Below are 24,124 nucleotides of genomic sequence, written 5' to 3' on the forward strand. Positions count from 1 at the left end.
GATCCGGGCAGGGCGGCGGCGTTCAACCTGTCGGTGGGTACGGTGCACGGTGCGGCCGGTCAGTTCAACGCGCCGGTGTCGTTCGACCAGCGGACTCAGCTGCTCCCCCCAGCGCCGCCGGTGGCCGGGTAGGGGCAGCGGCCGCCGGCGCGGACCCGCCCGGTGTGGACATCGGCACGTCCTATGCGGCCGGAAACTTCTTCGGCCCGGTCACCATCGGTGGCCGTATCGCGGTCGGCTGGCCGTGCCGGGTGGGTGCGGTGCCGCGGCTTGCCCACGGACGGCAGCCGCGACCCGCCGACGATCTGCTGGCGGATGCGGTCGCGGGCGGGGGTACCGCGGTGGTGTGCCAGGTCCTCGCCGGGATGGGCGGGGTCGGCAAGACCCAGCTCGCGGCGAACCTGGCCGAGAACCTGTGGCAGGCCGGGACGGTGGACCTGCTGATGTGGGTGACGGTCGGTAGCCGCGACAGCGTTCTGAACACTTATGCCCAGGCCGCCGCGGACATCACCGGGGCCGGCGATCCGGACCCGGCACAGGCCGCGCAGCGGCTACTGGCCTGGCTGGCCGGCACCGATCGGCGGTGGCTGGTCGTGCTCGACGACGTCGCCGATCCGCAAGACCTGGCCGGGCTGTGGCCACCCGACACCCCCTCCGGACGCACCGTCGTGACGACCCGCCGCCGCGACACGGCCCTGCTCGACGGGCGGCGCCTGGTCGACGTCGGCGTGTTCACCAAGCAGGAGGCGGCCGACTATCTGCGGGGGCGTCTTGGCGACAGCCCGCACCGCTTGGACGAGGCCGACCAACTGGCCGCCGACCTCGGCTTCCTACCGTTGGCCTTGGCGCAGGCGGCCACTTACATTCGCGACCAGGACCTCACCTGCGCCGGCTACCGGCGGCGGCTGAGCAGGAAGCGCCTCGACCGGCTGCACCCGAAGACGCTGCCCGACGGGCAGCAACAGGCCGTCGCCGAAACCTGGGGCCTGTCGATCGAACTCGCCGACACCGACACCGACGGCCTGGCCGGGATCGTGCTGCAACTCGCCGCGATCCTCGACCCCAACGGCATCCCCGCCAACCTGTTCACCACCACCGCCGCGCTCGGCCACTACCGGCAGCGCCTCGACCGCGAGGTCGACGGCGACGATGCCCACGACGCGGGCCGTGCCTTGTATCGGCTCGGCCTGGCCGACTCCATCGGCCTGGCCGACTCCACCACCGACCCCGACGGCGCCGGCCTGCTGCGCGTACACGCCCTGGTCCAACGGGTCGTCCGTGAGGCCACCCCCGAGCCGCAGCAACCCACCCTCGCGCACACCGCCGCCGAAGCGCTGCTGGAACTTTGGCCGGGCATCGAACGCGACAACACCACGACCCGGCTCGGGCAACTGCTCCGCGCGAACACCACCACCCTCGCGGACGTCACCGGCGACCACCTGTGGCACACCCTCACCGGCGCCGATGACACCCACGCGGTGCTGTTCCGTGCCGGCTTGAGTCTCGGCGATATCGGCCTGGTCGTCGCCGCCCGCGACCACTACGAACGCCTGCAGGCCGACGGCATGCGGTTGCTCGGCCCCGACCACCCGGGCACCCTGGCCATCCGCTACAACCTAGCCGTGTGGCGGGGTGAGGCAGGAGATCCGGCCGGGGCGGCTATGGCGTTCGAACAGCTGCTGGCCGATCGGGTACGGGTGCTCGGTCCGGACCATCCGGACACGCTGATCTCCCGCGGCAGCCTCGCCCGCTGGCGGGCCGCGGCGGGGGATCTGGCCGGAGCGGCCGCGGCGTCCGAGCAGCTATGGGCCGACTTCCTCCGGGTGCTCGGCCCGGACCACCCGGACACACTGTCCACCCGGAACAATCTCGCCTACCAGTGGGGTGCGGCGGGGAATGAGGCTGGGGCCGTCGCGGCGTTCGAGCAGTTGCTTGCCGATCGGGTACGGGTGCTGGGCCCGGACCATCCGAGCACCCTGACCGCCCGCGGCAACCTTGCTCTGTGGCGGGGCGCGGCGGGGGATCCCGCCGGGGCGGCCGCGGCGTTCGAGCAGCTGTTGGCCGACAGCGTGCGGGTGCTGGGCCCGGACCATCCGGACACCCTGACCGCCCGCCACAACCTCGCACAGTGGCGGGGTGAGGCGGGGGATGCGGCCGGGGCGGTGACGGCGTTCGAGCAGCTGTTGGCCGACAGTGTCCGGGTGCTCGGACCCGACCACCCGGACACCCTGACCACCCGTGGCCATCTGGCGGGGTTTCGGGGCGAGGCCGGGGATCCGGTCGGGGCGGTCACGGCGTTCGAGCCGTTGCTGGCCGACTTCCTCCGCGTGCTGGGCCCGGACCACCCGGACACGCTGACCACCCGTCACAACCTCGCCCGGTGGTGGGGTGAGGCGGGGGATCCGATCCGGGCGGTCGCGGCGTTCGAGCAACTGGTGGCCGACTTCCTCCGGGTGCTCGGCCCGGACCACCCGAGCACCCTGATCGCCCGCAGCAACCTCGCCGAGCAGCAGGGCGAGGCGGGGGACCCGGTCGCGGCGGCCACGGCGTTCGAGCAACTGCTGGCCGACTTCCTCCGGGTGCTCGGCCCCGACCACCCGAACACCCTGACCATCCGTAGCAGCCTCGCACTCTGGTCCAGTGAGGCGGCGGACGACTGGGACGAGTACCTACCCGACGACGACGCCTACTGGCCCTCGTGGTCTTAGGGGCCAGATGGTTCCGGTGCGTATCGATGCCGGTGTTGGCAGACTGGGCTGGTGCTGGGACGGAATTCATCTCATTTCTGGGGCGTGGTGCTCGAGGCCCCCGAGCCACTCGAGCTGGCACGGTTCTACGCCGCGCTGATGCGGTGGGAGATCGTCAAGGACGAGCCGGACTTCGTCGGCGTCGCGCCCGCCGGCAACCACGTCGAGTCTGGCGTTTCAGAGGTCGGCGGACTATGAGCGCCCGACTCGGCCGAACGAGGCCGGACACCAGCAGATGATGATGCACCTGGACATCGAGGTGCCGGATCTGCGGCGGGCGGTCACCGCGGCGATCGCGGCGGGCGCGACCGAGGCGAGCTACCAACCCCAGGACACCGTGCGGGTCATGCTCGACCCGGTCGGTCATCCCTTCTGCCTGTATGTCGACAGCAGCGGCTGATCGGGCATCGGCGGCTCGGTGTCCACGTTGGTCGGCGGTGGCGTCGCCGTGCCCGTCCTGTTATTGACGCTGTAGGGGTTACGACCATTCGGTTGTGCCGCACGGCTGGCGCTGGATCATGGCGGCATGACGTCGTTCATCGCGCAGCTCAGCGACTCCCACATCACCACCGGGCCGCTGGGCGGGGGTCCCGCCGCCGGGCTGCAGCTTGCCCTCTCCCGAGTCATGGCCCTCGATCCGCTGCCCGACTGCGTCGTCATCACCGGGGATCTCACCGATCACGGCCGGCCCGACGAGTACGCGGCGCTGTTGGAGATCATCGGGAGTTTTCCGCTGCCCCTGCATCTGACCACGGGCAATCATGATGATCGGGACGCGCTGCTCGACGCCGTCGGCGGCGAGGCGCACTACTCGGTCGATTATCCGGAGTTCACGCTCGTGGCGCTGGATTCGCTGATTCCCGGTTCGCCGGCGGGGCGGCTCGGCGCGGAGCAACTCTCCTGGCTCGACGGTGTGCTGCGGAGCCGGCCGGACGTGCCGGCGCTGATCGGCGTGCATCATCCGCCGATGCCGGTCGGCATCCGCTTCCTCGACGGCATGCGGCTGCTCGACGGGGACGCCCTGCGCGAGGTCGTCTCCGGCCACTCCAACGTGGTACGGGTCATGGCCGGGCACGTGCACCGCTCCATCACCGCCGGTTTCGCCGGCAGCGTGCTCACCGTCGCGCCCAGCCTGTGGCGGCAGGCGGGTCTGCTGTTCGGCTCGGACGAGCCGCCCGGCTACCTTGCCGAGCCCACCGGCTTTCTGCTGCACATGATCGATGGTGACGACTGCGTGACGCACAGTGTCCAGGTCAGTCATACCGCGGCTCTGCTTGGCGCATACTGACCGCCGCTCGGCGCACGAGATCAAGAAATGTCGCACGCCGGAGATACGGTCGACATGGCTGCGAGAGGGGCTGACCATGATCGACCATGTCGTCCTCGGGGTGCACCACCTCGATGAGAGCAAGCACTTCTATGAGAATGCCCTGCGCCCGCTCGGGATCAAGGTCGTGGTCGACGAGCAGAAGCTGATCGGGTTCGGCGACGCCGGCGGCCAACCCTTCTTCTGGCTGGCGTTGCGGGAGCCCTCGCACCGGGTGCACGTCGCCTTCACCGCTCCCGACCGGGCCGCGGTCGACGCGTTCCACGCCGCCGCGCTGCGCACCGGGGGCGTTGACAACGGCACGCCGGGGCTGCGGCCGGATTATCACGCGAACTATTACGGCGCGTTCGTGTTCGACGCCGACGGCAACAACGTCGAGGCGGTCTGTCACGACCCGGCCTGATCCGGCCGCTCGGGGGAGCGGAAACTGGCGAAATGCGAGTCTCGCTACTTTTGGGTGGTATTCCTGGAGTGTCTCCAGGAGGTGACAGTCATGCCAGCGCCACTGCCCAGCAACGAAGCCGATCGGCTCGCAGCGCTCTACGAACTGCACGTGCTCGACACCCCGGCCGAGAAGGACTTCGACGACATCGTCAGGCTCGCCGCGACCGTCTGCGGCGTGCCCATGTCGCTGATCAGCCTGATCGACGTCGATCGCCAGTGGTTCAAGGCCAAGATCGGCACGGAACTGACACAGACCTCGCGTGATCTGTCGTTCGGGGCCCACGCCATCCTCGGCAACGACCTGCTCGTCGTGCCGGACACCCGCGAGGACGCCCGGTTCTCCGGCCACCCGACGGTCGATCGCGGCGACGGCGTCCGGTTCTACGCGGGCGCCCCGCTGATCACCAGCGACGGCTTCGCCGTCGGCACGCTCTGCGTGTTCGACTCGGTGCCGCGCCGGCTCGACACCGAGCAGCTCCAGGTCCTGCGCGCGCTGGCCCGGCAGGTCACCTCGCAGCTGGAGATGCGCCGTTACGCCACCGCGCTGGCCAACACCACCGCGCGGCTGCAGGAGCTCGAGCGGCGCAAGGACGAGCTGGCCGGGCTGGTCGGCGGCGAGCTGCGTGCCCCGCTGCGGCTGATGCGCTCCTACCTGGCCGATCTCGGCAACACCGGTCTCCACGACGCGGAGCAGGCCGAACTCGTCGGCAGGGCCACCGCGGCGCACGTGCGCGGGCTCAGCGACCTGCTCGACCACCTGGCATCGATGGCCGACGCCGGGCACGGCATGGACAGCCTGCACATGCGGCAGATCGATCTGACCCGGCTGACCCAGCGGGCGGTGGAGGCGGTCCGGCCGATCGCGGCGACGAAGCAGATCTGGATCCTCAACCAGGCCGGCGGCCCGTCGCTGCCGATCATCGCGGATCCCGTACGCCTGGAGCAGGTCCTCATGCACCTGCTCTTCGCGGCGATCAAGTACACGCCGTCGGGCGGCCGGGTGCGGGTCGGTACGGAGATGGAGTCCGGCCCGGCGGTATGGCTGGACGACATGGACATGCCCGGCGGGATGCGCCCGGAGCTGTTCCCGCACCTGTACTACGGGGCGCTGACCGACCCGGGTGACGTGCCGGGGCCGGACCGCGGCCTGGCCGTCGCCAAGCGGATCCTCGACGCACACCACGCGACGGTGGCGCTCTCGGACCGCCCCGGCGACGGCACCTCGCTGCACGTGGTCTTCCCGGTCGCCGAGCGCGAGCTCGTGGATGCCTGAGGGCCCCGCACCCGCCCGGCTGCAGTTCGGGCGGGTGCGGGGCCCCGTTACGCCCCGCGGGTGAACACGGGACCGGAACCGCCGACCGGGGGCGAGCCGGCCGATGGGAGTTCGTCGTCGTACCGGTCGTCGCTGTCGTACTGGTGGTGATCGCTGTCGTAGTGCGGAACGCTCTGGGTCGGTACCGGCGGGCGGGCCGTGGCACGGCCGGCCGCGGGGTGGTCCGGATCGCCCAGCTGGTCCAGCACCGGCGGCCAGGTGTCGACCGCGGGCGCGACGTCCTGGCCGGGCGGCGCCGCCGGCGACGCGGCGGAGTTCCGCGCGCCGCCGAGCCCGGCGCGGTGCAGCTTGTGCCAGCGCAGCCGGCCGCCGGTCATCGCCGTCAGCGCGGACTGGATCAGCACCAGGTACATCAGCTGCCGGTACGCGAACTGCTGCAGCGGTAGCCGCCACAGCGGGCGCATCGACTCGTTGTCGAAGCGGAACGCCACGGCCGCGGTGAAGAGTTGCAGCGCGAGCATCAGGCCCCACGCGACCATCGTCGCGCTGAGCTCCCAGAAGACCAGCCCGTAGACGAGCATGATGTCGACGACGGGTGCGAGCAGCGGCAGCGCCACCCCGAACAGCGCGAGGAACGGCAGGCCGACGCGGCCGAAGCGACCGGAGTCGCCGGAGTCGGTCAGCGCCTTGCGGTGCTTCCACATCGCCTGCATGGTCCCGTAGCTCCACCGGTAGCGCTGGCGGTAGAGCTGCTCGAGGGTCGTCGGTGCCTCGGTCCACGCCTTGGCCCGCTCCTCGTAGACGACCCGCCACCCGGCCCGGCACAGCGCCATGGTCACGTCGGTGTCCTCGGCGAGGGTCTCGTCGCTGACCCCGCCCACCTCGGCCAGTGCCACGCGGCGGAACGCGCCGATCGCGCCGGGCACGGTCGGCATGCAGTTGAGCACCTCGTAGAGGCGGCGGTCGAGGTTGAAGCCGATCACGTACTCGATGTGCTGCCAGGCCGCGACCAGCGTCTGCCGGTTGCCGACCTTGACGTTGCCGGCCACCGCGCCCACCGCCGGGCTGGCGAACGGCTGCACCAGCATCCGGATCGAGTCGGGCTCGAAGATGGTGTCGCCGTCGACGGTGACGATGATGTCGTGCCGGGCGAGCGCGATCCCGGTGTTGAGGGCGTTCGACTTGCCGCCGTTCGGCACCCGGACGACGCGCACGTTGGGCAGGCCGAGCCGCTCCACGATCGCGGCGGTGCCGTCGGTGCTGCCGTCGTCGACGACCACGACCTCGATCGCCGGGTAGTCGCCGCCGGCCAGGGACCGGACGGCGGCCTCGATGCCCTCCTTCTCGTTGTAGGCGGGCACGATCACGGAGACGGGCTCGGTGACCTCCGGACCCCAGGACCAGTCGGGCCTGCGGCGCTGCCGGGCGTGCCGGGTGGCGAGCAGCAGCAGCAACGCCGTACGCCCGATGGTCAGCAGCCCGACCACCAGGAAGAGGCCGGCCAGCCCCCAGACCATGCCGTCCGCCAGCCGTACCGTCCAGAGCAGTCCGGAGCCGCGCAGCCGGTCGGTCGAGGCGGCGACGGGGTTGACCGGCAGCAGCGGCAGGGCGACGGTCTGATCCTTCTCCTGCTCGGCGATCGAGAGGTTCAGGCCCTCGGTGACCGTGGTGAAGCGGTATCCGCGCGCCTTCATCGCCGGGATGAAGACCTTGAGCGCCGCCAGGGTCTGTGACCGGTCACCGCCGGCGTCGTGGAACAGAATGACCGCGGACGCGTCCCCGGGCGGGGTGGCCGTCTTGACGATCTGCGCGACGCCGGGGCGCTGCCAGTCCTCGCTGTCGATGTCGTTGACCACGACCAGGTAGCCCAGCTTGCCGGCGTCCTTGACGATCTTCCAGTTGACCTCGTCGATCGCCTGCGGCTTCGACGAGTACGGGAAACGGACCAGGTTCGTGCGCACGTTCGCGGCCCGGGCGATGGCGACCTGGGTCTGTGACAGCTCGAGGTCGCGCCGCCACGGCGCGATGCGCTGCATGTTGGGGTGGGTGAACGTGTGCAGCCCGAGTTCGTTGCCCTCGGTGACGATCCGCTTGGTCAGTTCCGGTTGACGGGCGACCTCGGAGCCGACGACGAAGAACGTGCCGTGCGCGTCGTTCTCCCGCAGGACGTCGAGGACCTTCGGCGTCCACTCCGGGTCGGGGCCGTCGTCGAAGGTGAGCGCGATGGTGCGCTCGGGCAGCCGGCTGGAGCTCTCCTGGCCGCCGGTGGTGTTGATGATCGGGCCGCCGCCGCGGATCGCCGCGGGCACGCCGGCCTGGTCGCCGACCTCGGACTCGAGGTGGTCGCTGGTGAACTCGGCGTTGATGTACGCCTGCACCACCAGCACGCCGACGAAGAGGCTGATCAGCAGGAGGCCGAGCAGGACGCGGGGCGCCGGCAGCAGGCGGCGCCGGGAACGGCTGCGGTTGCGGTTGCGGCCGCGACGGGCCGGCGGGCGGGTCATGGCGCGGCCTCGCCGCTGGGCTCCGGTTCGGGGTCGGCCTTCGGCTTCGGCTCCGGCTTCGACGTGGCCGCCGGCGCCGGGTCGGCGTCGGCGGGATCGTCGGCCGGTGGCCGGGGCGGGGGTGGTGGCTCGTTGTCCGAGCTCCCGCCGCCGCCCGAGCCGCCGCCCGAGCCGCCGCCCGAGCCGCCGTCGTCGTCGGCCGGCGGCAGCGCCGGTGGAGCCGGCGGCACCGGCGCGGGCGGCGGAGCCGGCGGCACCGGCGGGGGTGGCGGGGGCGGTGCCGGATCGGTGGTGGTCTCGACGGGCCCCGGATCGGCCGGCGTGGTCGTCCCCGACTCTGCCGGCTTGGGGGTCGGCTTGGTCGTCGGCTTCTTGGTCGTCGACGCGGGCGACGGGCTCCGGGACGGCTCGGGAGACGCGGACGACGACCGTGGCGTGACGGAACCGACCTCGGTCGTCCGGCTGGCCGGCGCACCGCGGCGAGGAAAGACCTCGAGGATGGGCTGCACGGCGGGGGTGGTGGTGACCGGTACCGGGGTCGGGCTGGGCCGGGCCAGGACGACGTCCTCCTCGTCGCCGCTGTCTGCCAGGCCGGGCAGGGGCAGGACAGCGTTGGAGCTGACCGGTCCCCCGGCCAGGCTGACGCTGATGAGCCCCCCATAGACCATGCAGAGGGCACCGAAGCCGTACGCGACCCGCCGCAGCAGGCGCCGACGGCGTCCGGTCGAGTCCACGAACACCGGCGAGGGGAGCGCCACGTCGATCACCTGTGTGTCAGGGATGTCGACGTCGGCGAATGGCGGGTTATTGGGCTCCTGCAATGTCACGCGGCGAGCTTAAGAACATCTACGGAGATCTTGATCGGGGTCACCGGATCTGATGACGTACGAAGGTGGAGCCGGAACCAGCCGAAACGGTGGCAGCTCACGTTTGACCTGATGGGGAAGTTGTGTGTGAGTATTCCGCGGATACCCGCTGACCTGCGGACAACATCGCGGATCTTAAAGGTTACGCCGCTTTGACACGCGATTTGTTGTCGAATTGCCGACTCATTCGGAAGGCCTTATCCGAATAGCGTTCACGATGTGATAAGTGGCATTAAAACCAATATAGCCTATTGTCCACTTTGTCGCACGTGGCCCGGCCGGACCTCCCTGGTCACGGTCTGGTCGTCAGTTGGCAACAAGATTCTCGATAACTGAGTAAGGCCACCCGTTGTGTCCGCCATCGGCGGTCGTTAAGCTTCATCTTGCGCGCTCCTATCGCCCGCTTCCCCCGTGGCAGGCGATCGGGGCGCGCACCTATTCGATAAAGAAACGCCCGTCGCGCGAAGCGGCGGGCGTTTCTATCGTTTCAATGCCCGTCGGCGCGACGTCTCGCCGACGGGCATGGTCAGATCCAGCGGCTGCCCAGCCACATGCGTGCCGACCAGTCCTCATAGGGGATGAGCTGCCCGACGAAGATCGGGTGGAAGTACGCGAAGCAGAGCGCCACGAGCAGCACGTAGACGCCGACCACGATCGTGCCGATCAGTTGTCTGTCCGAGCGCCCGGAGCCCGCAACCATCCCGGTGGACGGCGTCATGATCGCCCCGAGGGCGTAGGTCACGGCCAGGATCAGGAACGGCAGCGCCGGCAGCACGTAGAACGCGAACATCGTCCGGCCTTCGGACACCGCGAAGTAGAACCAGGGCAGCAGGCCCGCCACCACGCCCGTGCCGATGGCGAACGCGCGCCAGTCCCGCCGGGCGATGCCGAACCAGACCAGCGCGCCCAGCGCCGGCAGGAACGACCACCACAGGATCGGGGTGCCCAGCAGCAGGATCTCGGCGGCGCAGCTGGGTGCCCCGCAGTTGCCGTTGCCGTTCCAGTAGAAGGCGACCGGGCGGCCCAGCAGCAGCCACTGCCAGGGCCAGGACTGGTACACGTGGCGGTCGGTCAGGCCGTTGTGGAAGTCGAACGCCGCCTGGTGGTAGTGGATGAGGTTCAGCAGCGCGCCCAGGATCGGCGGCTCGCTGAGGCCGTTCGCCTCGCGGAAGTGCCGGAAGTAGCCGGTGTCCGTGACCAGCCATCCGGTCCAGGTGGCGATGTAGAAGATGGTCGTCAGCAGGAAGGTGAGGATCAGGTAGCCCAGGTCGCCGAGGATGCCGCGCAGGATCGGCCGGCGCGCGCCGGCCGAGCGCCGGGCCTGCACCCGCCACACCACGACCAGCACGGCGAAGAACGGCGCGAAGAACGCCGCGCTCCACTTCACCCCGCAGGCCAGCCCGAGCAGCACGCCCGCCGTGAGCAGCCACCAGGGGAAGATCCAGGGAAGCCCGGTCCCGGTGGCGGCCGGGTCGTAGCCGCGCTCGAGCGCCCGCAGCCAGCGTCGGCGGTAGTGGTCGCGGTCCAGTACCAGCGCCGCGAACGTCGCCAGGATGAACAGGCCCAGGAAGATGTCGAGCAGCGACGTGCGGGACAGCACCAGCTGGAAGCCGTCGAGCGCCATCAGCAGGCCGGCGATTCCGGCCAGCACGATCGAGTGGAACAGCCGGTACGCGACCCGGATCAGAATCAGGATCATCAGCGTGCCGGCGATCGCGCCCGAGATGCGCCAGCCGAGCTCGTTGTTGCCGAACACCTTCTCGCCGAGCGCGATCAGCCACTTGCCGAGCGGAGGATGCACCACGTACGCGGGACCGTTGGTCTTCTCGTCCCACTCCACGCCGTGCTGGAGCATGTCCCAGGCGTCGGTCGGGTAGTACACCTCGTCGAAGATGTAGCCCTTGGGACGGCTGAGGCCGGCCAGCCGCAGGATCGCCGCGACCGCCACGATCAGCGCGGTGATCAGCCACGAGTACGGGTTCCACCAGCGGTCCAGCGTCGCGAGCCGGCGGCGGACGGCATCGGGCACGATGCCGCGGCCGCCGGCCGCCGCGTCGGGTGGTTGCTCGTCCGCGGGGGCGGGTCCGGTGGTGTCAGTCTCAGCTGTCGCCGAAGTCACCCCGCGATCGTAGGCTGCGGCGGAAGAGCACGGCGCCCGGAGCCCGCGCGTCTTCATGTGATGGACTTCTTCGGTGGTGGAGACGGGCACGGGCCGGGTGGTACTGGTAGGCGCGCCGCTGGGCAACGTCGGCGACGCCTCCGTCCGGCTGCGCGAGACCCTGGCGACGGCGGACGTGGTCGCGGCCGAGGACACCCGGCGCCTGCTGCGCCTCGCCCGGGACCTCGGCGTCACCGTCGCCGGCCGCATCGTGTCGTACTTCGAGGGCAACGAGGAGCGCCGGACCCCCGACCTGGTCGAGGCGCTGCGGGGCGGTGCGGTGGTCGCGGTCGTCACCGACGGCGGCATGCCGAGCGTCTCGGACCCGGGATACCGCCTGGTCCGGGCCGCGCTGGACGCCGGCTTCCCGGTCACCGCGGCGCCCGGGCCCAGCGCGGTGACCACCGCGCTGGCGCTGTCCGGCCTGCCGAGCGACAGGTTCTGCTTCGAGGGTTTCCTGCCGCGCGCCGGCTCGGGCCGCCGCTCCCGGCTGCGCGAACTCGCCGCCGAGCCGCGCACGCTCGTCTTCTTCGAGGCGCCGCACCGGATCACCGCGACGCTTACCGACCTCGCCGCGACCTTCGGCGCCGCACGCGACGGTGCGGTCTGCCGCGAGCTGACCAAGACCTACGAGGAGATCCGCCGGGGCCCGCTGGGCGAGCTCGCCGAGTGGGCGGCCGAGGCCGGGCCGCGCGGCGAGATCACCGTGGTCGTCGCCGGCGCACCGGCCGGGCCGGCCGAGCGGCCGGCCGACGAGGAGCTGCGCGCCGCGGTCGCGGAGCGGGAGGCCGCCGGCGCCTCACGGCGCGACGCCATCCAGGCGGTGGCCGACGCGTACGGCCTGCGCAAGCGCGAGGTGTACGCGCTGGTGCACGCTCAGTAGGTGACGGCGAGGAATCCGGCGAGCAGTACCAGCGGGGCCGCCACGCTGAACAGCAGCGCGCCGCGCCGGGCCCGGGCGGTGTCCAGCCTGCGCGCCCCGGTCAACCCGGCGATGCCCAGGCCGCAGACCAGCAGCAGCACGAAGCTGAGCCCCCAGCGCAGGTGCACCAGCATGCCGGTGTCGCCGACGTACGCCTGGCGGCTCTCGCTGCTGACCATCCGGGCCCGGGCGACCGAGCCGGAGGCGCGCCGCTCGGGCTCGACGCCGAGCAGCGGCAGGTCGTCCACCCGGTAGGCGCCGTCCGCGGCGGTGAACTGCCCCGTGCAGCGTTGCGTGACGCCCGAGCCCGTGCACCGCAGGACCGTGGCCGTGCCCCGGTCGCCGTGCCCGACCGCGAGCCAGAACGGCTCCGCGCTCACCCAGGCGAAGAAGCTGGCGACCAGGCCCAGGGCCAGCAGGCCGATCAGGCCCGCCGCCGGGCGGCGCGGGTGGCGGGCGCCGCGGCGCGACGACCGGCCGGCGTTCGGGGGCCGCTCGAGGTTCTCCAGCTGCGGCAGGTCCGCCGCCCGGTTGTCTTCGCCGGCCCGCCAGAACGGCGAGGTCTCGAGCAGGGCGGAGGCGCGCTCCTGGCGTACCCGGTCCTGTAGCGCGCGGTCCGCCCGCGCCCGGTCCTCGCGGGCCTGGCCGAGCCGGGACAGCCCGGAGGGCGGCTGACCGGGCACGGCGCCGCGGTCCAGGGCCACCGTCGGCCGGTCGCGGCCCGGTTCGGGCAGGATCATCACCTCCTGCGCGGGCTGCGGCTCCTCCAGCGGTACGGCGGCGAGCAGGTCGATCATCGTCGGCTCGCGTTCCGGCCCGGCCCGGTCCGGCCGGCTTCCGCTCCTGGCGGTGTATACGGTGCCTTCGCCCTCGGTGTTGAAGCGCTCGGCGTCGAGGTCGTCGTGGTGCTGCTCGACGCCCTTGGTGCCGGTCTCGGGCTTGTCCTCGCGCGCCGGGGTCTCCGGGGCCTGCGCGGTCCCCGGGGCCGGGTGGACGTCCGCCCCGGCCGGCGGCGGCCCGGCGCTCAGCGCCGCGGACGCGTCCTGTGCCCCGGCCCGGCGGGCCTCGGCGGGCTCGTCGACCAACACCGTCGCCACGTCCTGCGCGGCGGCCTGGCCGGGCTCGGCGGGCTCGCCGCCGGGCTCGGCGGTCCCGGGTGAGTCGAGCGCCGGTGTGCCGGCCGGTGCCGAGCGGGGGCGCAGGTGTCGCGGGCGCTCGGCCGGCGGGCCCTCGTTCTTCCCGCGCCACCACGCGGCCTCGGGGTCGGCGTACGACCACGGGTCGCCCTCGTTGCGAGGCGTTTCCCCAGGTTGTGGCGCGTCACCCGTCATGTCTCCCATTGGACTACGGGTTCCGTCGGTGATCAGGGAGATACTCGGGCGTGTCGGGACAAAAAGGTCAGCCCGCCGGGCGTTCGCGCGCCGGGGGCGGCGGTCACTACTCTTGAGCACCATGAGTCACGTTCTCGCCGCGGTCGCCTGGCCTTACGCCAACGGCCCGCGCCACATCGGTCATGTCTCCGGCTTCGGGGTGCCCTCCGACGTTTTCAGCCGGTACATGCGGATGTCCGGCCACGATGTGCTCATGGTCTCGGGCACCGACGAGCACGGCACGCCCATCCAGGTGCAGGCCGACGCGGACGGCGTCACGCCCCGTCAGCTCGCCGACCGCTACAACCGGGTGATCGTCGAGGACCTGCACGGCCTCGGACTCTCCTACGACCTGTTCACCCGGACCACCACCCGCAACCACTACGCGGTCGTGCAGGAGCTGTTCACCGGCCTCCACGAGAACGGCTACATCGTCCCCAGGACGACGCTGGGCGCGATCTCCCCGTCGACCGGCCGCACGCTGCCCGACCGCTACATCGAGGGCACCTGCCCCATCTGCGGCTACGAGAGCGCCCGCGGCGACCAGTGCGACAACTGCGGCAACCAGCTCGACCCCGAGCAGCTGCTCAACCCCCGCTCGCGGATCAACGGCGAGACCCCGCAGTTCGTGGAGACCGAGCACTTCTTCCTCGACCTGCCGGCCTTCGCCCAGTCGCTGGGCAAGTGGCTGGACGCGCGCGACGGCTGGCGCCCCAACGTGCTGAAGTTCTCCCGCAACCTGCTCGACGACCTGCAGCCCCGGGCCATCACCCGTGACCTCGAGTGGGGCATCCCGATCCCGCTGGACGACTGGCGCGACCGCGGCGACAAGCGCATCTACGTGTGGTTCGACGCGGTCATCGGCTACCTGTCGGCCTCGATCGAGTGGGCCCGCCGCTCCGGCGACCCGGACGCGTGGCGGCGGTGGTGGTCGGCCGACGCGCAGGGCAAGGACGCGCTCGGCTACTACTTCATGGGCAAGGACAACATCGTCTTCCACTCGGTGATCTGGCCGTCGCTGCTGCTCGGCTACTCGGGCTCGGGTGACAAGGGCGGCAGCCCCGGTTCGCTGGGCGCCCTGAACCTGCCGACCGAGGTCGTCTCGAGCGAGTACCTGACGATGGAGGGCCGCAAGTTCTCCTCGTCGCGCAAGGTGGTCATCTACGTCCGGGACTTCCTGGAGCGCTACGACGCCGACGCGCTGCGGTACTTCATCGCCGCCGCCGGCCCGGAGTCCAACGACACCGACTTCACCTGGGCGGAGTTCGTCCGGCGCAACAACGACGAGCTCGTCGCCGGCTGGGGCAACCTGGTCAACCGGTCGATCTCGATGGCGGCCAAGAACTTCGGCGAGATCCCCCCGGCGCTGGACCTGACCCCGGACGACCTCGCCCTGCTGGAGACGGCGAAGGCCGGCTTCGTGACCGTCGGTGAACTGATCGGCAAGCACCGGCAGAAGGCGGCGATCGGCGAGGCCATGCGCGTCGTCGCCGAGGCGAACAAGTACCTCTCCGACCAGGCGCCGTGGAAGCTCAAGGCCGCGGAGGAGAAGCCGCGGATGGGCACGGTCCTGCACGTGGCGCTGCAGGTCGTCAGCGACGCGAACACGCTGCTCACCCCGTTCCTGCCGCACTCGGCGCAGAAGGTGCACGAGCTGCTCGGCGGCACGGGCGTGCACGCGCCGATGCCGTCCATCGTGGAGGTCGAGGACCTCGACGGCGGACCGGGCTACCCGGTGCTGACCGGCGACTACACGGTCGGCGCGCGCTGGGAGTCGGTGCCGCTGGTGGCCGGCACGCCGCTGGCCGCCCCGAAACCGGTGTTCCGCAAGCTCGACCCGTCGGTGGTCGAGGAGGAGCTGGAGCGCCTCGGTTCCTGAGGCCCCGCGAACCGGCGCCGCCCTCGGGCGGCGCCGGTTGCGTGTTCGCTAGAGCTCGTACGGGAATTCGGCGATGTGGTGGTCGGTCAGCTCGCGTACGGGCGCCCAGACCTCGTACACGCCGCGCTCGTAGCAGCGGGCGCCCACGGCGGAGACCGCGTCGGCGTCCGGGTGCACCAGGCGCAGGCGTGCCCAGTTGTCGTCGCGCTGCAGCACCCAGCAACCGACGGTGCGCCACTGTGCCTGCTCGGCCCGGCGGCTCAGCGTCGTCACCGGATAGCGGGCGGCGCGGGTCAGCGCCCGCACCCGGAAGTCCTCCGGCGGGTCGGCCACCGCCTGGTACTCGTGCTCGTTGATCCGGCCGACCAGCCGCGCCGAGCCGGCGTCAGTGCACGGCACGTACTCACGGTCCGGGCTCACGCCGGGAACTCCGTCCAGCAGGTGCCGCCAGCGCGGCCCGGCCAGCCGCAGCCAGCCGTGCTGCTCGGGCTGGTAGGTGTAGAGCACCACCTCGTCGCCGGTGCCCGGGTAGGCGAGCAACTGCGCGTTGGCGGGCAGCGGCAGGTCGGCGAAGCCCGCCGTGACGAACTCGGGGATCAGGTCGTCGGCGCTCGGGGTGAAGCCGGTGCCGAGCACCATCGGGCCGATCCGGGAGTGCGCCGGCAGCGCCGGCAGGCCGCTCTGTACCTCGCCCATCGGGATCTCGTAGTCGATCGGGTCGACCGCGCGCCAGCGCAGCGCGTACGCCACGTCCGCGTCGCCGCTGCCGTCGGTGCGTAGCAGCCCGAGCTCGGCCGGGGTGCGCAGGTGGGCGATGTCGCAGGCGCGGTAGCAGAAGCCGTACGGCAGCCAGCCGGCCAGGTGACCCGCGAACTGTGCGGCGGAGAGGACCTTCGTCATCCGGGTGCCGCGGCGCACGGCGGCGGTCGACCGGATCCGCTGCAGCACCGCGTCGTCCAGGTAACCGGCGGACTGGGTCATGGCCTGGACGCGGTCCCAGGTCAGGTCGCGGCGCAGCGGCGCCATCAGGGGCGGCTCGAGAGGGTCGGTGCCGACGGCGGCGTCCTCACCGGTCACGGTCACCAGGTGAAGTTAGGCCCCGAGGGTGGATTTCCGGTGAACGGAGGATGACCCCCAGTGAGTGAAAAAAACTCTCACGGACGGATGTGTGATCCTGAACGGCGATGAACAGCACTCCACCTTCCGAATCGCGCAAGGCGCGGGCCGCTCGGCGTGCGGGGGAGTTCCCGCCCGCACCCGAGCCGCTGGCCGTACCCGTCTTCGACAGCCACACCCATCTCGACATCACCGTGCACGAGGCCGGGGTGCCCGGCGGCGCCGGTGACGGCGACCCCGTCGAGGCGCTGATCGGCGCGGCGGCGAAGTCCGGCGTGGACCGGCTGCTGCAGGTCGGCGTCGACGTGGCGTCCTCGCGCTGGGGCGCCGAACTGGCCGCCCGCCACCCCTCGGTGCTCGCCGCGGTCGCCCTGCACCCGAACGAGGCACCACGACTGTCCGATCTGGATGCGGCGCTGCGCGAGATCGAGGCGCTCGCCGCCGAGCCCCGCGTCCGCGGCGTCGGCGAGACCGGCCTGGACACGTTCCGCACCGGCGACGACGGGCGGGCGGCGCAGGAGCTCAGCTTCCGGGCGCACATCGCGATAGCCAAGCGGTACGCGAAGCCGCTGATCATCCACGACCGCGACGCGCACGCCGACGTGCTGCGGGTGCTGGATGACGAGGGCGCGCCGGAGGTGGTGGTGCTGCACTGCTTCTCCGGCGACGCGGACTTCGCCGCCGAGTGCGTCCGCCGGGGCTATCTGCTCAGCTTCGCCGGGACGGTCACCTTCGCCAGCGCCACCGGGCTGCGGGAGGCGGCCGCGCTGACGCCGCCGGAGCAGCTGCTGGTGGAGACGGACGCCCCGTACCTCACGCCGGTGCCGTACCGGGGGCGCCCCAACGCGTCGTACCTGATCCCGTTGACGATGCGGGCACTCGCCGAGACCACCGGCACGGACCTGGACACGCTCTGCGCGGCCGTCTCGGCAAACGGGGAGCGGGCCTTCGGACCCTGGAGCTAGCTCAGCCGGGCAGCGGATAGGCGGCGCAGTCGAGCTGCTCGCCCAGGCCGCCGAGCAACTTCGCGAACGCGGTCGGCGCCGCCGCCAGCGGCCCCCGGGAGACGAACCGGACCGCCCAGCGGTGCCCCGGCGCGACGTTGAAGATGCGGTAGATCACCAGGGCCCCGCGCTCGTCCGCCTCGACGCTGGTGACGCCCCGAAACCACCACTCACCCTGGTGGGCGATCGAACGCGCGACCCGGTCGAGGGTCACCGTCATCGTGCTGCCCTCCTGGGTGACGGTGAACTCGTCACCCCGCGCGGGCGTGGCCGAGCCGGTTGCGGCCAGCGGTGACCGCCCGCCGGGCCGCGCGTCGAGCAGCACCTCGGCGACCTTGTCCGGTGTCGCCTCCACCACGCCCCGCAGCTCGAGCAGCTCCGTCATTACCTCGTTCTACCGTGTCTGACCGTGTCACCGCTGCCCCGTGGCCCATGGTCACCCCCGGGCGGCCGTAGGCTCTGACCTCATGGCTGATGCACTCCTCGGCCCGGCGGAGATCCGGGAGCTCGCCGCGCGCCTCGGCGTCGCGCCGACGAAGAAGCTCGGCCAGAACTTCGTGCACGACCCCAACACGGTGCGCCGGATCGTCGCCGCGGCCGGGCTGACCGGCGACGACGTGGTGCTGGAGGTCGGGCCCGGGCTCGGCTCGCTCACCCTGGGGCTGCTCGGGGTCGCGGCACACGTGCACGCCGTCGAGCTGGACCCGACGCTGGCCGCCGCGCTGCCGGCGACCGTGGCGGAGCGCGCCGACGCCGCGAAGCTGACCGTGCACCACGCCGACGCCCTGCGGATCAAGGGCTCCGTGCTGACCCCGGCGCCGACGATGCTGGTGGCGAACCTGCCGTACAACGTCGCCGTGCCGGTCGTCCTGCACCTGCTGGCGGAGCTGCCGACGCTTCGCGGCGGCCTGGTGATGGTGCAGAAGGAGGTCGCCGACCGGCTGGTCGCCGGCCCCGGCTCGAAGGTATACGGCGTCCCGTCGGTCAAGCTCGCCTGGTACGCGGCCGCGCGCGCCGCGGGACGGGTGCCGCCGGCGGTGTTCTGGCCGGTACCGAACGTGGACTCCGGCCTCGTGGCCTTCGCCTGCCGCGAGGCGCCCGCCGAGGTCGACCGCCGGGTCGTGTTCCAGGTGGTGGACGCCGCGTTCGCGCAGCGGCGCAAGACCCTCCGGGCCGCGCTGGCCGGCTGGGCCGGCGGCGCGGACCTGGCCGAGAAGGTGCTGGTGGCGGCGGGGGTGAGCCCGCAGGCCCGCGGGGAGTCGCTCACGGTGGAGCAGTTCGCCGCGATCGCGGCCGCCGCGATCGCCGCCGGGTACGGCGGTAAGCTCAGCGCGTCCGGCAGGCGGCACGAGGAGGTGGACTCATGACGGCGCAACCGACGGGCCACGTCGTGTGGACCCCTGACCCGATCAGGCAGCAGCTGGCGACCCACACCGTCGAAGACGTGCTGTTCCTGCCCGACGGCGCACCCCGCGTCGAGCTACGCGACGGTGCGATGATCGTTGTCCCCCCGCCCACCGGCGATCACCAGCGCATCGCTGGCCTGCTGTGGCGCTGGCTCCTACAGCATTCGCCCGGGGAATTCCGGCCGAGCCAGGCGACCGGGGTCGCCGTCTCGCTGAACACCACCTTCGAGCCGGACCTGCTCCTGGCCGACGCCCTGACGGGCTCGAACCACTACTCGGTCGCCGACCACGTGACCCTGGTCGTGGAGATCGTGTCCCCGGACACCAGGAAGCGCGACCGGCTGGAGAAGCCGGCCGAGTACGCCGCCGCCGGCATCGCGCACTACTGGCGGATCGAGCAGGACCCGATCCACGTCTTCGCCTACGACCTCGTCGGCGCTCACTACGAACTCGCGGCGGAGTCGGACACCGAGCTGGTGCTGAGCGCGCCGTTCGACATCAGGCTGCCGATCTCGGACATCACTCCGTGACGGAGGCGTGGGGGCCGGACGACGACAAGCCCCGCCGGTTCGCCGGTCCCGTCAAGGTCCGGGTGCCCTCGAAGATCAATCTGCATCTCGCGGTCGGCCCGCTGCGGGACGACGGCTTTCACGAGCTCAGCACCGTCTACCACGCGATCAGCCTCTTCGATGAGCTGACCGCGCGGCCCGGCGACACCCTCGCGCTGACCATGGAGGGCGAGGGCGCCGGCGAGCTCGCCCTCGACGACAGCAACCTGATCATGCGGGCCGCCCGGGCGCTGGCCGCCAAGGGCCGGGTGCCCGCGCACGCCCGCCTGCACCTGCGCAAGTCGATCCCGCTCGCGGGCGGCCTGGCCGGCGGCAGCGCCGACGCGGCCGCCACGCTGCTCGCCTGCGACCTGCTCTGGGGCACCGGCTTCTCCCGGGACGAGCTGGCCGGGATCGGCGCCGAGCTGGGCTCGGACGTGCCGTTCATGCTGCACGGTGGCACCGCGCTCGGCACCGGGCACGGCGAGGCCGTGAGCCCGATTTTGGCCCGGCCCACTACCTGGCACTGGGTGGTCGCCATCGCCGACGGCGGCCTGTCGACCCCCGAGGTCTACCGGGAGCTGGACCGGCTGCGGGACAGCCCGTGGCCGCCCCCCGCGCTGGAGAGCGCGGACGAGCTGATGACCGCCCTGCGCCAGCGTGACCCCGCGGTGCTCGGCGCGGCGCTCGCCAACGACCTGCAGCCGGCCGCGTTGTCGCTGCGCCCGGCGCTGGCCGACGTGCTGAAGGCGGGCGCGGCCGCGGGCGCGGTCGCCGGCATCGTCTCCGGTTCCGGACCCACCTGCGTCTTCCTCGCCACCGACGGCGCGCACGCCGAGCGGGTCGCGGCCGGGCTGACCGCCGCCGGGGTGTGCCGGTCGGTGGTCACCGCCCGCGGGCCGATGCCGGGCGCCCGGGTAACCTAGGGGCATCGTGGCCAACATCATCAACCTGGACCGGGTGAACAAGGGCTACGGAGCCGCCGGTCAGCTGCTCACCGACGTGTCCCTCGGGCTGGACGACGACGCGCGTCTCGGCATCGTCGGCCTCAACGGCGCGGGCAAGTCCACCCTCCTGCGCATGCTCGCCAAGCTTGAGGAACCCGACTCGGGCCGCGTCACGCACCGCCGTGACCTGCGCGTGGCCGCCCTTCCGCAGACGCTGACGCTCGCACCCGACGCGACCGTGCGCGATGTCGTGCTGGGCACGGCGTGGCTCAGCGAGGGCATGGGCGCCGAGCACGAGTGGGCCGGGGACGCCGGCGTGCGGACCATCCTCGACGGCCTCGGCATGGGCCACCTGGGCCTGGAGACGCCCGTCGGTCCGATGTCCGGCGGTGAGCGCCGCCGGGTCGCATTGGCCGCGCTGCTGGTACGCGAGTCCGACCTGCTGATCCTCGACGAGCCCACCAACCACCTCGACGTGGCCGGCGTCGACTGGCTGGCCCGCCACCTGCTGGGCCGCCGCGGCGCGCTCGTCGTCGTCACCCACGACCGCTGGTTCCTGGACGCCGTCTGCACCGCGACCTGGGAGGTCGTGGACGAGCAGGTGCACGCGTACGAGGGCGGATATGCGGCCTGGACCCTCGCCCGGGCCGAGCGGCTGCGGGTCGCCGCGTCGGTGGAGGCCCGCCGGCAGAACCTGCTCCGCAAGGAGATCGCCTGGCTGCGCCGGGGTCCGCCGGCCCGGACGTCGAAGCCGCAGTTCCGCATCGACGCCGCGAACGCGCTGATCGCCGACGTGCCGCCGGTGCGCGACAAGGTCAGCCTGCAACGGCTGGCCACCACCCGGCTGGGCAAGCAGGTCTACGACCTCGAGGACGTAACGCTGCAGGCCGGCCCGAAGCCGATCTTCGCCAACCTGACCTGGCAGGTCGGCCCCGGCGACCGGATCGCCATCCTGGGCGCCAACGGCGCCGGGAAGACCACGCTGCTGCGGCTGCTCGCCGGGATCACCCGGCCCGACGGCGGGCGGCTGGTGACCGGCTCGACCGTGCGTCCGGCGTTCCTGTCGCAGGAGCTAAAGGAGCTCCCCGGGCACCTGCGGCTGCTCGAGGCGGTCGAGGACGTCGCCAAGCGGGTCAAGCTCGGCGACCGCGAGCTCTCGGCCGGCCAGCTGGCCGAGGTTTTCGGCTTCACCGACAAGCGCATCTGGACGCCGGTCAGCGACCTGTCCGGCGGCGAGCGCCGGCGGCTGCAGCTGCTGCGGCTGCTCGCCACCGAGCCGAACGTGCTGCTGCTCGACGAGCCCACCAACGACCTCGACACCGACACGCTGGCGTCGCTTGAGGACCTGCTCGACTCCTGGCCGGGCACGATGGTCGTCGCCAGCCACGACCGCTACCTGGTCGAGCGGGTGACCGACACCGCCTACGGGATGTTCGGCGACGGCCGGCTGGTGCACCTGCCCGGCGGCATCACCGAATATCTGGCCCGGGCCGGAAATCCGGCGGCCCCGCCGACGACGTCGACGGCACCGCACCGGGGCCCGGCGGCGGACGCGGGCGGCATGTCGGCGGCCGAGCTGCGCACGGCCCGTAAGGATCTCACCCGGCTCGAGCGGCAGGTCGCCAAGCTGGACGAACGGATTCTCAAGATCAATGAGAGTCTCGCCGCGCACGGTAGCGACTACGACAAGATCATGGAGCTGGACGCGCAGCTCAAGGCCGTGCAGGAGGAGCGTGGCCAGGTCGAGGAGGCCTGGCTGGAGCTGGCCGAGCGGGTACCCGAGGCCTGATCCGGGGGTGCTCCTGCGTGGGTTCCGGCGATGCGCGAGAATCTTGACGACACGAACCGACGTTGGAGACGGGACACCATGGCGCACAATCCGGTCAACCACCCGCTGCGGCCGATCTATCGCGCCCTGAGCGCGCTGGCCGGCGCCTACCTCGTGCTGTTCGGGATCTTCGGTGTGATCCAGACGGCCGACGACGGCCTGTTCGGCAACGGTGACGACCGGGTGCTGGGTCAGCACACCAACCTCTTCTGGTCGCTCGCCGCGCTGCTGATCGGCGCGATCGTGCTGATCGCCACCGCCATCGGCCGCAACGTCGACACCGAGGTCGACAAGTACATCGGCTGGAGCCTGCTGGTGGTCGGCAGCTACGAGCTGGCCGTGATCCGCACGGACGCGAACTTCCTGAACTTCAGCGTCTCGACGGTCGTCGTCACCTACCTGGTCGGGCTGGTGCTCATCATGGCCGGGCTCTACACCAAGGTCGCCCCGGCGACCGAGGCCGGAGCGCCGCGACAGGAGCGCGAACGCCAGGCACAATCTGCCTGATGGCGCACTATCCGCTGAACCATCACCTCCGGCAGCCCTACCGCTGGCTCACCGCGGCCTCGGGGCTCTACCTCACGCTGTTCGGCGTCCTGGGCATCGCGGTCACCTGGGGCGATCCGTTCTTCAACCGTGGCTCCGACTGGGTGCTCGGGTTGCGCACCAACCCGGCCGCCGCCTGGCTGTCCACGGTGGCCGGCCTGATCGTCCTGGTCGCGGCGCTGGTCGGCGGCAACGTGCATCACCGGGTCAACCTGGCGATGGGCTGGGGCATCCTCGCCGCCGCGATGGTGCTGATGGCGACCATCCAGACGGACGCGAACGTCCTGAACGTCTCGATGGTCAACGTCGTCGTGCTGACCGTGCTCGGCCTCTTCATCCTCGTCGGCGGCCTCTACGGCAAGGTCGGCTCGGTCGAGGACGGTCAGCGCGAGCACGAGGCCGCCCTCCGCCGCGACTGACCGGCGATCGCGCGCCCGCCCGCTACCGGGGGCGGGTCAGCAGCGTGGGCTTCGGCTCGAGGTGGGACAGGCCGTTCCAGGCCAGATTGACCAGGTGGGCCGCGACCATCTCCTTCTTCGGCTTGCGTGCCTCGCGCCACCACTGGCCGACGAGCGCCACCATGCCCACCAGCGCCTGCGAATAGAGCTCCGCGAACTTCGGGTCGAGGCCCCGGGACTTGAACTCCGCGCCGAGGATGTGCTCGACCTGGTGCGCCACGTCGTTCATCACGCTGGAGAAGTTGCCCGCCGGCGAGAGCACAGGGGACTCGCGTACCAGCACCTGGAATCCGTGCGGCTCGTCCTCGATGTAGTCCAGCAGGGCCAGCGCCGCCTGCTCGAGCAGCTCACGCGGGTGCCCGGCGGTCAGCGCCGCCGCGACGCGATCCAGCAGCGAGCGGACCTCGCGGTCCACCACGACGGCGTGCAGGCCCTCCTTGCCGCCGAAGTGCTCGTAGACCACCGGCTTGGAGACCTTGGCGCGGGCCGCGACCTCCTCGACGGAGGTGGCGTCGAAGCCCCGCTCGGCGAAGAGTTGCCGGCCGATCGCGATGAGTTGCTCGCGTCGCTGCGCGGCCGACATGCGTACCCGGGAAGTGGAGGGGGTGGCAGCGCCCCGGCTCGACCGCGCGGCCGGGCGCGCACGCCGCCCGCGGGGTTGGTCGCCTGTCTCGCTCTGGTCTGTCACCCGGCCATCCTGCCAGCCGGAGTCCGTTCCCACCGTCCCCGGACGATCGCCGACGCCGTTGATCACGCTGTGCCTTCCTTGGCGTGTTCTCCT

Annotated in this window: 22 protein-coding genes; 15 read left to right on the plus strand and 7 right to left on the minus strand. The window is 71.8% G+C overall.

Annotated features, from left to right (window positions below; all coding sequences use genetic code 11):
- The first annotated feature begins 164 nt into the window (after positions 1 to 164).
- The 6 genes from AB0B58_RS06830 to AB0B58_RS06855 all read left to right on the plus strand — a co-directional run bounded on the left by AB0B58_RS06830 (position 165) and on the right by AB0B58_RS06855 (position 5,791).
- A complete protein-coding gene (locus AB0B58_RS06830) occupies positions 165 to 2,708 on the plus strand; it encodes a tetratricopeptide repeat protein (RefSeq protein ID WP_360218764.1) in 2,544 nt (847 codons plus the stop codon).
- A gap of 51 nt (positions 2,709 to 2,759) precedes the next feature.
- Positions 2,760 to 2,945, plus strand: coding sequence for a hypothetical protein (locus AB0B58_RS06835; protein WP_360218767.1), 186 nt, complete (start codon positions 2,760 to 2,762; stop codon positions 2,943 to 2,945).
- Positions 2,917 to 3,147, plus strand: a complete 231-nt coding sequence (locus AB0B58_RS06840; protein ID WP_360219846.1) for a VOC family protein — start codon at positions 2,917 to 2,919, stop codon at positions 3,145 to 3,147. The genes AB0B58_RS06835 and AB0B58_RS06840 overlap by 29 nt, the downstream gene beginning before the upstream one ends.
- Positions 3,148 to 3,273: 126 nt before the next feature.
- A complete protein-coding gene (locus AB0B58_RS06845; RefSeq protein ID WP_360218770.1) occupies positions 3,274 to 4,035 on the plus strand; it encodes a phosphodiesterase in 762 nt (253 codons plus the stop codon).
- A 76-nt stretch (positions 4,036 to 4,111) separates the two neighbouring features.
- Positions 4,112 to 4,477 (plus strand): VOC family protein, encoded by a 366-nt coding sequence (locus AB0B58_RS06850; protein WP_360218773.1) that lies wholly within the window; start codon positions 4,112 to 4,114, stop codon positions 4,475 to 4,477.
- Between the two features lie 90 nt (positions 4,478 to 4,567).
- Positions 4,568 to 5,791, plus strand: a complete 1,224-nt coding sequence (locus AB0B58_RS06855; RefSeq protein WP_360218776.1) for a GAF domain-containing sensor histidine kinase — start codon at positions 4,568 to 4,570, stop codon at positions 5,789 to 5,791.
- A 47-nt stretch (positions 5,792 to 5,838) separates the two neighbouring features.
- On the opposite strand, the gene AB0B58_RS06860 is transcribed toward AB0B58_RS06855, so the two are convergent.
- The 3 genes from AB0B58_RS06860 to AB0B58_RS06870 form a co-directional block, all read right to left on the minus strand.
- The gene (locus AB0B58_RS06860) at positions 5,839 to 8,295 is read right to left on the minus strand and encodes a bifunctional polysaccharide deacetylase/glycosyltransferase family 2 protein (protein ID WP_360218779.1); all 2,457 of its coding nucleotides are present in this window, start codon (positions 8,293 to 8,295) and stop codon (positions 5,839 to 5,841) included.
- A complete protein-coding gene (locus tag AB0B58_RS06865) occupies positions 8,292 to 9,122 on the minus strand; it encodes a hypothetical protein (RefSeq protein WP_360218782.1) in 831 nt (276 codons plus the stop codon). The genes AB0B58_RS06860 and AB0B58_RS06865 overlap by 4 nt, the downstream gene beginning before the upstream one ends.
- 565 nt (positions 9,123 to 9,687) lie before the next feature.
- Positions 9,688 to 11,337 carry a phospholipid carrier-dependent glycosyltransferase gene (locus tag AB0B58_RS06870; protein WP_360218785.1) on the minus strand — a complete coding sequence of 550 codons (1,650 nt, stop codon included), beginning with the start codon at positions 11,335 to 11,337 and terminating at the stop codon, positions 9,688 to 9,690.
- 16 nt (positions 11,338 to 11,353) lie between these two features.
- Between AB0B58_RS06870 and rsmI the strand changes: the two genes are divergently transcribed.
- On the plus strand, positions 11,354 to 12,202 hold the full coding sequence (gene rsmI / locus AB0B58_RS06875) for a 16S rRNA (cytidine(1402)-2'-O)-methyltransferase (RefSeq protein WP_360218788.1): 849 nt from the start codon (positions 11,354 to 11,356) through the stop codon (positions 12,200 to 12,202).
- On the opposite strand, the gene AB0B58_RS06880 is transcribed toward rsmI, so the two are convergent.
- Entirely contained in the window at positions 12,196 to 13,572 is a 1,377-nt protein-coding gene (locus tag AB0B58_RS06880; protein ID WP_360218791.1) for a hypothetical protein, read from the minus strand. The two genes, rsmI and AB0B58_RS06880, sit on opposite strands and share 7 nt — an antisense overlap.
- A gap of 121 nt (positions 13,573 to 13,693) precedes the next feature.
- Here AB0B58_RS06880 and metG point away from each other — a divergent pair, with 121 nt between their 5' ends.
- The gene (gene metG, locus AB0B58_RS06885) at positions 13,694 to 15,490 is read left to right on the plus strand and encodes a methionine--tRNA ligase (protein WP_360218794.1); all 1,797 of its coding nucleotides are present in this window, start codon (positions 13,694 to 13,696) and stop codon (positions 15,488 to 15,490) included.
- 48 nt (positions 15,491 to 15,538) lie between these two features.
- Here metG and AB0B58_RS06890 read toward each other — a convergent pair whose 3' ends face one another.
- Entirely contained in the window at positions 15,539 to 16,573 is a 1,035-nt protein-coding gene (locus AB0B58_RS06890; protein WP_360218797.1) for a hypothetical protein, read from the minus strand.
- 101 nt (positions 16,574 to 16,674) lie between these two features.
- Here AB0B58_RS06890 and AB0B58_RS06895 point away from each other — a divergent pair, with 101 nt between their 5' ends.
- Positions 16,675 to 17,571: a TatD family hydrolase gene (locus AB0B58_RS06895; RefSeq protein ID WP_360218800.1), complete on the plus strand. Its 897-nt coding sequence runs from the start codon at positions 16,675 to 16,677 to the stop codon at positions 17,569 to 17,571.
- A gap of 1 nt (position 17,572) precedes the next feature.
- On the opposite strand, the gene AB0B58_RS06900 is transcribed toward AB0B58_RS06895, so the two are convergent.
- Entirely contained in the window at positions 17,573 to 17,995 is a 423-nt protein-coding gene (locus tag AB0B58_RS06900) for a hypothetical protein (protein WP_360218803.1), read from the minus strand.
- Positions 17,996 to 18,077: 82 nt separating this feature from the next.
- On the opposite strand from AB0B58_RS06900, the gene rsmA reads away from it, so the two are divergent.
- The 6 genes from rsmA (at position 18,078) to AB0B58_RS06930 (ending at position 23,304) form a co-directional block, all read left to right on the plus strand.
- Complete coding sequence (rsmA, locus tag AB0B58_RS06905; RefSeq protein ID WP_360218806.1) at positions 18,078 to 18,977, plus strand: 16S rRNA (adenine(1518)-N(6)/adenine(1519)-N(6))-dimethyltransferase RsmA; 900 nt, start codon at positions 18,078 to 18,080, stop codon at positions 18,975 to 18,977.
- Complete coding sequence (locus tag AB0B58_RS06910; protein WP_360218809.1) at positions 18,974 to 19,546, plus strand: Uma2 family endonuclease; 573 nt, start codon at positions 18,974 to 18,976, stop codon at positions 19,544 to 19,546. Before rsmA ends, AB0B58_RS06910 begins: the two co-directional genes overlap by 4 nt.
- Positions 19,543 to 20,490 carry a 4-(cytidine 5'-diphospho)-2-C-methyl-D-erythritol kinase gene (locus tag AB0B58_RS06915; RefSeq protein ID WP_360218812.1) on the plus strand — a complete coding sequence of 316 codons (948 nt, stop codon included), beginning with the start codon at positions 19,543 to 19,545 and terminating at the stop codon, positions 20,488 to 20,490. Before AB0B58_RS06910 ends, AB0B58_RS06915 begins: the two co-directional genes overlap by 4 nt.
- A 7-nt stretch (positions 20,491 to 20,497) precedes the next feature.
- Positions 20,498 to 22,300 (plus strand): ABC-F family ATP-binding cassette domain-containing protein, encoded by a 1,803-nt coding sequence (locus tag AB0B58_RS06920; RefSeq protein ID WP_360218815.1) that lies wholly within the window; start codon positions 20,498 to 20,500, stop codon positions 22,298 to 22,300.
- Positions 22,301 to 22,378: 78 nt separating this feature from the next.
- On the plus strand, positions 22,379 to 22,846 hold the full coding sequence (locus AB0B58_RS06925; RefSeq protein WP_360218818.1) for a DUF4383 domain-containing protein: 468 nt from the start codon (positions 22,379 to 22,381) through the stop codon (positions 22,844 to 22,846).
- Entirely contained in the window at positions 22,846 to 23,304 is a 459-nt protein-coding gene (locus AB0B58_RS06930; protein ID WP_360218821.1) for a DUF4383 domain-containing protein, read from the plus strand. The genes AB0B58_RS06925 and AB0B58_RS06930 overlap by 1 nt, the downstream gene beginning before the upstream one ends.
- Before the next feature lie 22 nt (positions 23,305 to 23,326).
- Here AB0B58_RS06930 and AB0B58_RS06935 read toward each other — a convergent pair whose 3' ends face one another.
- Positions 23,327 to 23,926: a TetR/AcrR family transcriptional regulator gene (locus AB0B58_RS06935; protein WP_360218824.1), complete on the minus strand. Its 600-nt coding sequence runs from the start codon at positions 23,924 to 23,926 to the stop codon at positions 23,327 to 23,329.
- Positions 23,927 to 24,124: the final 198 nt, after the last annotated feature.

The sequence above is a fragment of the Actinoplanes sp. NPDC049118 genome, assembly GCF_040648555.1.
Classification (GTDB): Bacteria; Actinomycetota; Actinomycetes; order Mycobacteriales; family Micromonosporaceae; genus Actinoplanes.

Coding starts and splice junctions, on each gene's coding strand:
- AB0B58_RS06935 (WP_360218824.1), bottom strand. CDS start 23,926: ATGTCGGCCGCGCAGCGACGCGAGCAACTCATCGCGATCGGCCGGCAA.
- AB0B58_RS06895 (WP_360218800.1), top strand. CDS start 16,675: ATGAACAGCACTCCACCTTCCGAATCGCGCAAGGCGCGGGCCGCTCGG.
- AB0B58_RS06930 (WP_360218821.1), top strand. CDS start 22,846: ATGGCGCACTATCCGCTGAACCATCACCTCCGGCAGCCCTACCGCTGG.
- AB0B58_RS06860 (WP_360218779.1), bottom strand. CDS start 8,295: ATGACCCGCCCGCCGGCCCGTCGCGGCCGCAACCGCAACCGCAGCCGT.
- AB0B58_RS06925 (WP_360218818.1), top strand. CDS start 22,379: ATGGCGCACAATCCGGTCAACCACCCGCTGCGGCCGATCTATCGCGCC.
- AB0B58_RS06880 (WP_360218791.1), bottom strand. CDS start 13,572: ATGACGGGTGACGCGCCACAACCTGGGGAAACGCCTCGCAACGAGGGC.
- AB0B58_RS06855 (WP_360218776.1), top strand. CDS start 4,568: ATGCCAGCGCCACTGCCCAGCAACGAAGCCGATCGGCTCGCAGCGCTC.
- AB0B58_RS06850 (WP_360218773.1), top strand. CDS start 4,112: ATGATCGACCATGTCGTCCTCGGGGTGCACCACCTCGATGAGAGCAAG.
- AB0B58_RS06910 (WP_360218809.1), top strand. CDS start 18,974: ATGACGGCGCAACCGACGGGCCACGTCGTGTGGACCCCTGACCCGATC.
- rsmA (WP_360218806.1), top strand. CDS start 18,078: ATGGCTGATGCACTCCTCGGCCCGGCGGAGATCCGGGAGCTCGCCGCG.
- AB0B58_RS06845 (WP_360218770.1), top strand. CDS start 3,274: ATGACGTCGTTCATCGCGCAGCTCAGCGACTCCCACATCACCACCGGG.
- AB0B58_RS06870 (WP_360218785.1), bottom strand. CDS start 11,337: ATGAAGACGCGCGGGCTCCGGGCGCCGTGCTCTTCCGCCGCAGCCTAC.
- metG (WP_360218794.1), top strand. CDS start 13,694: ATGAGTCACGTTCTCGCCGCGGTCGCCTGGCCTTACGCCAACGGCCCG.
- AB0B58_RS06900 (WP_360218803.1), bottom strand. CDS start 17,995: ATGACGGAGCTGCTCGAGCTGCGGGGCGTGGTGGAGGCGACACCGGAC.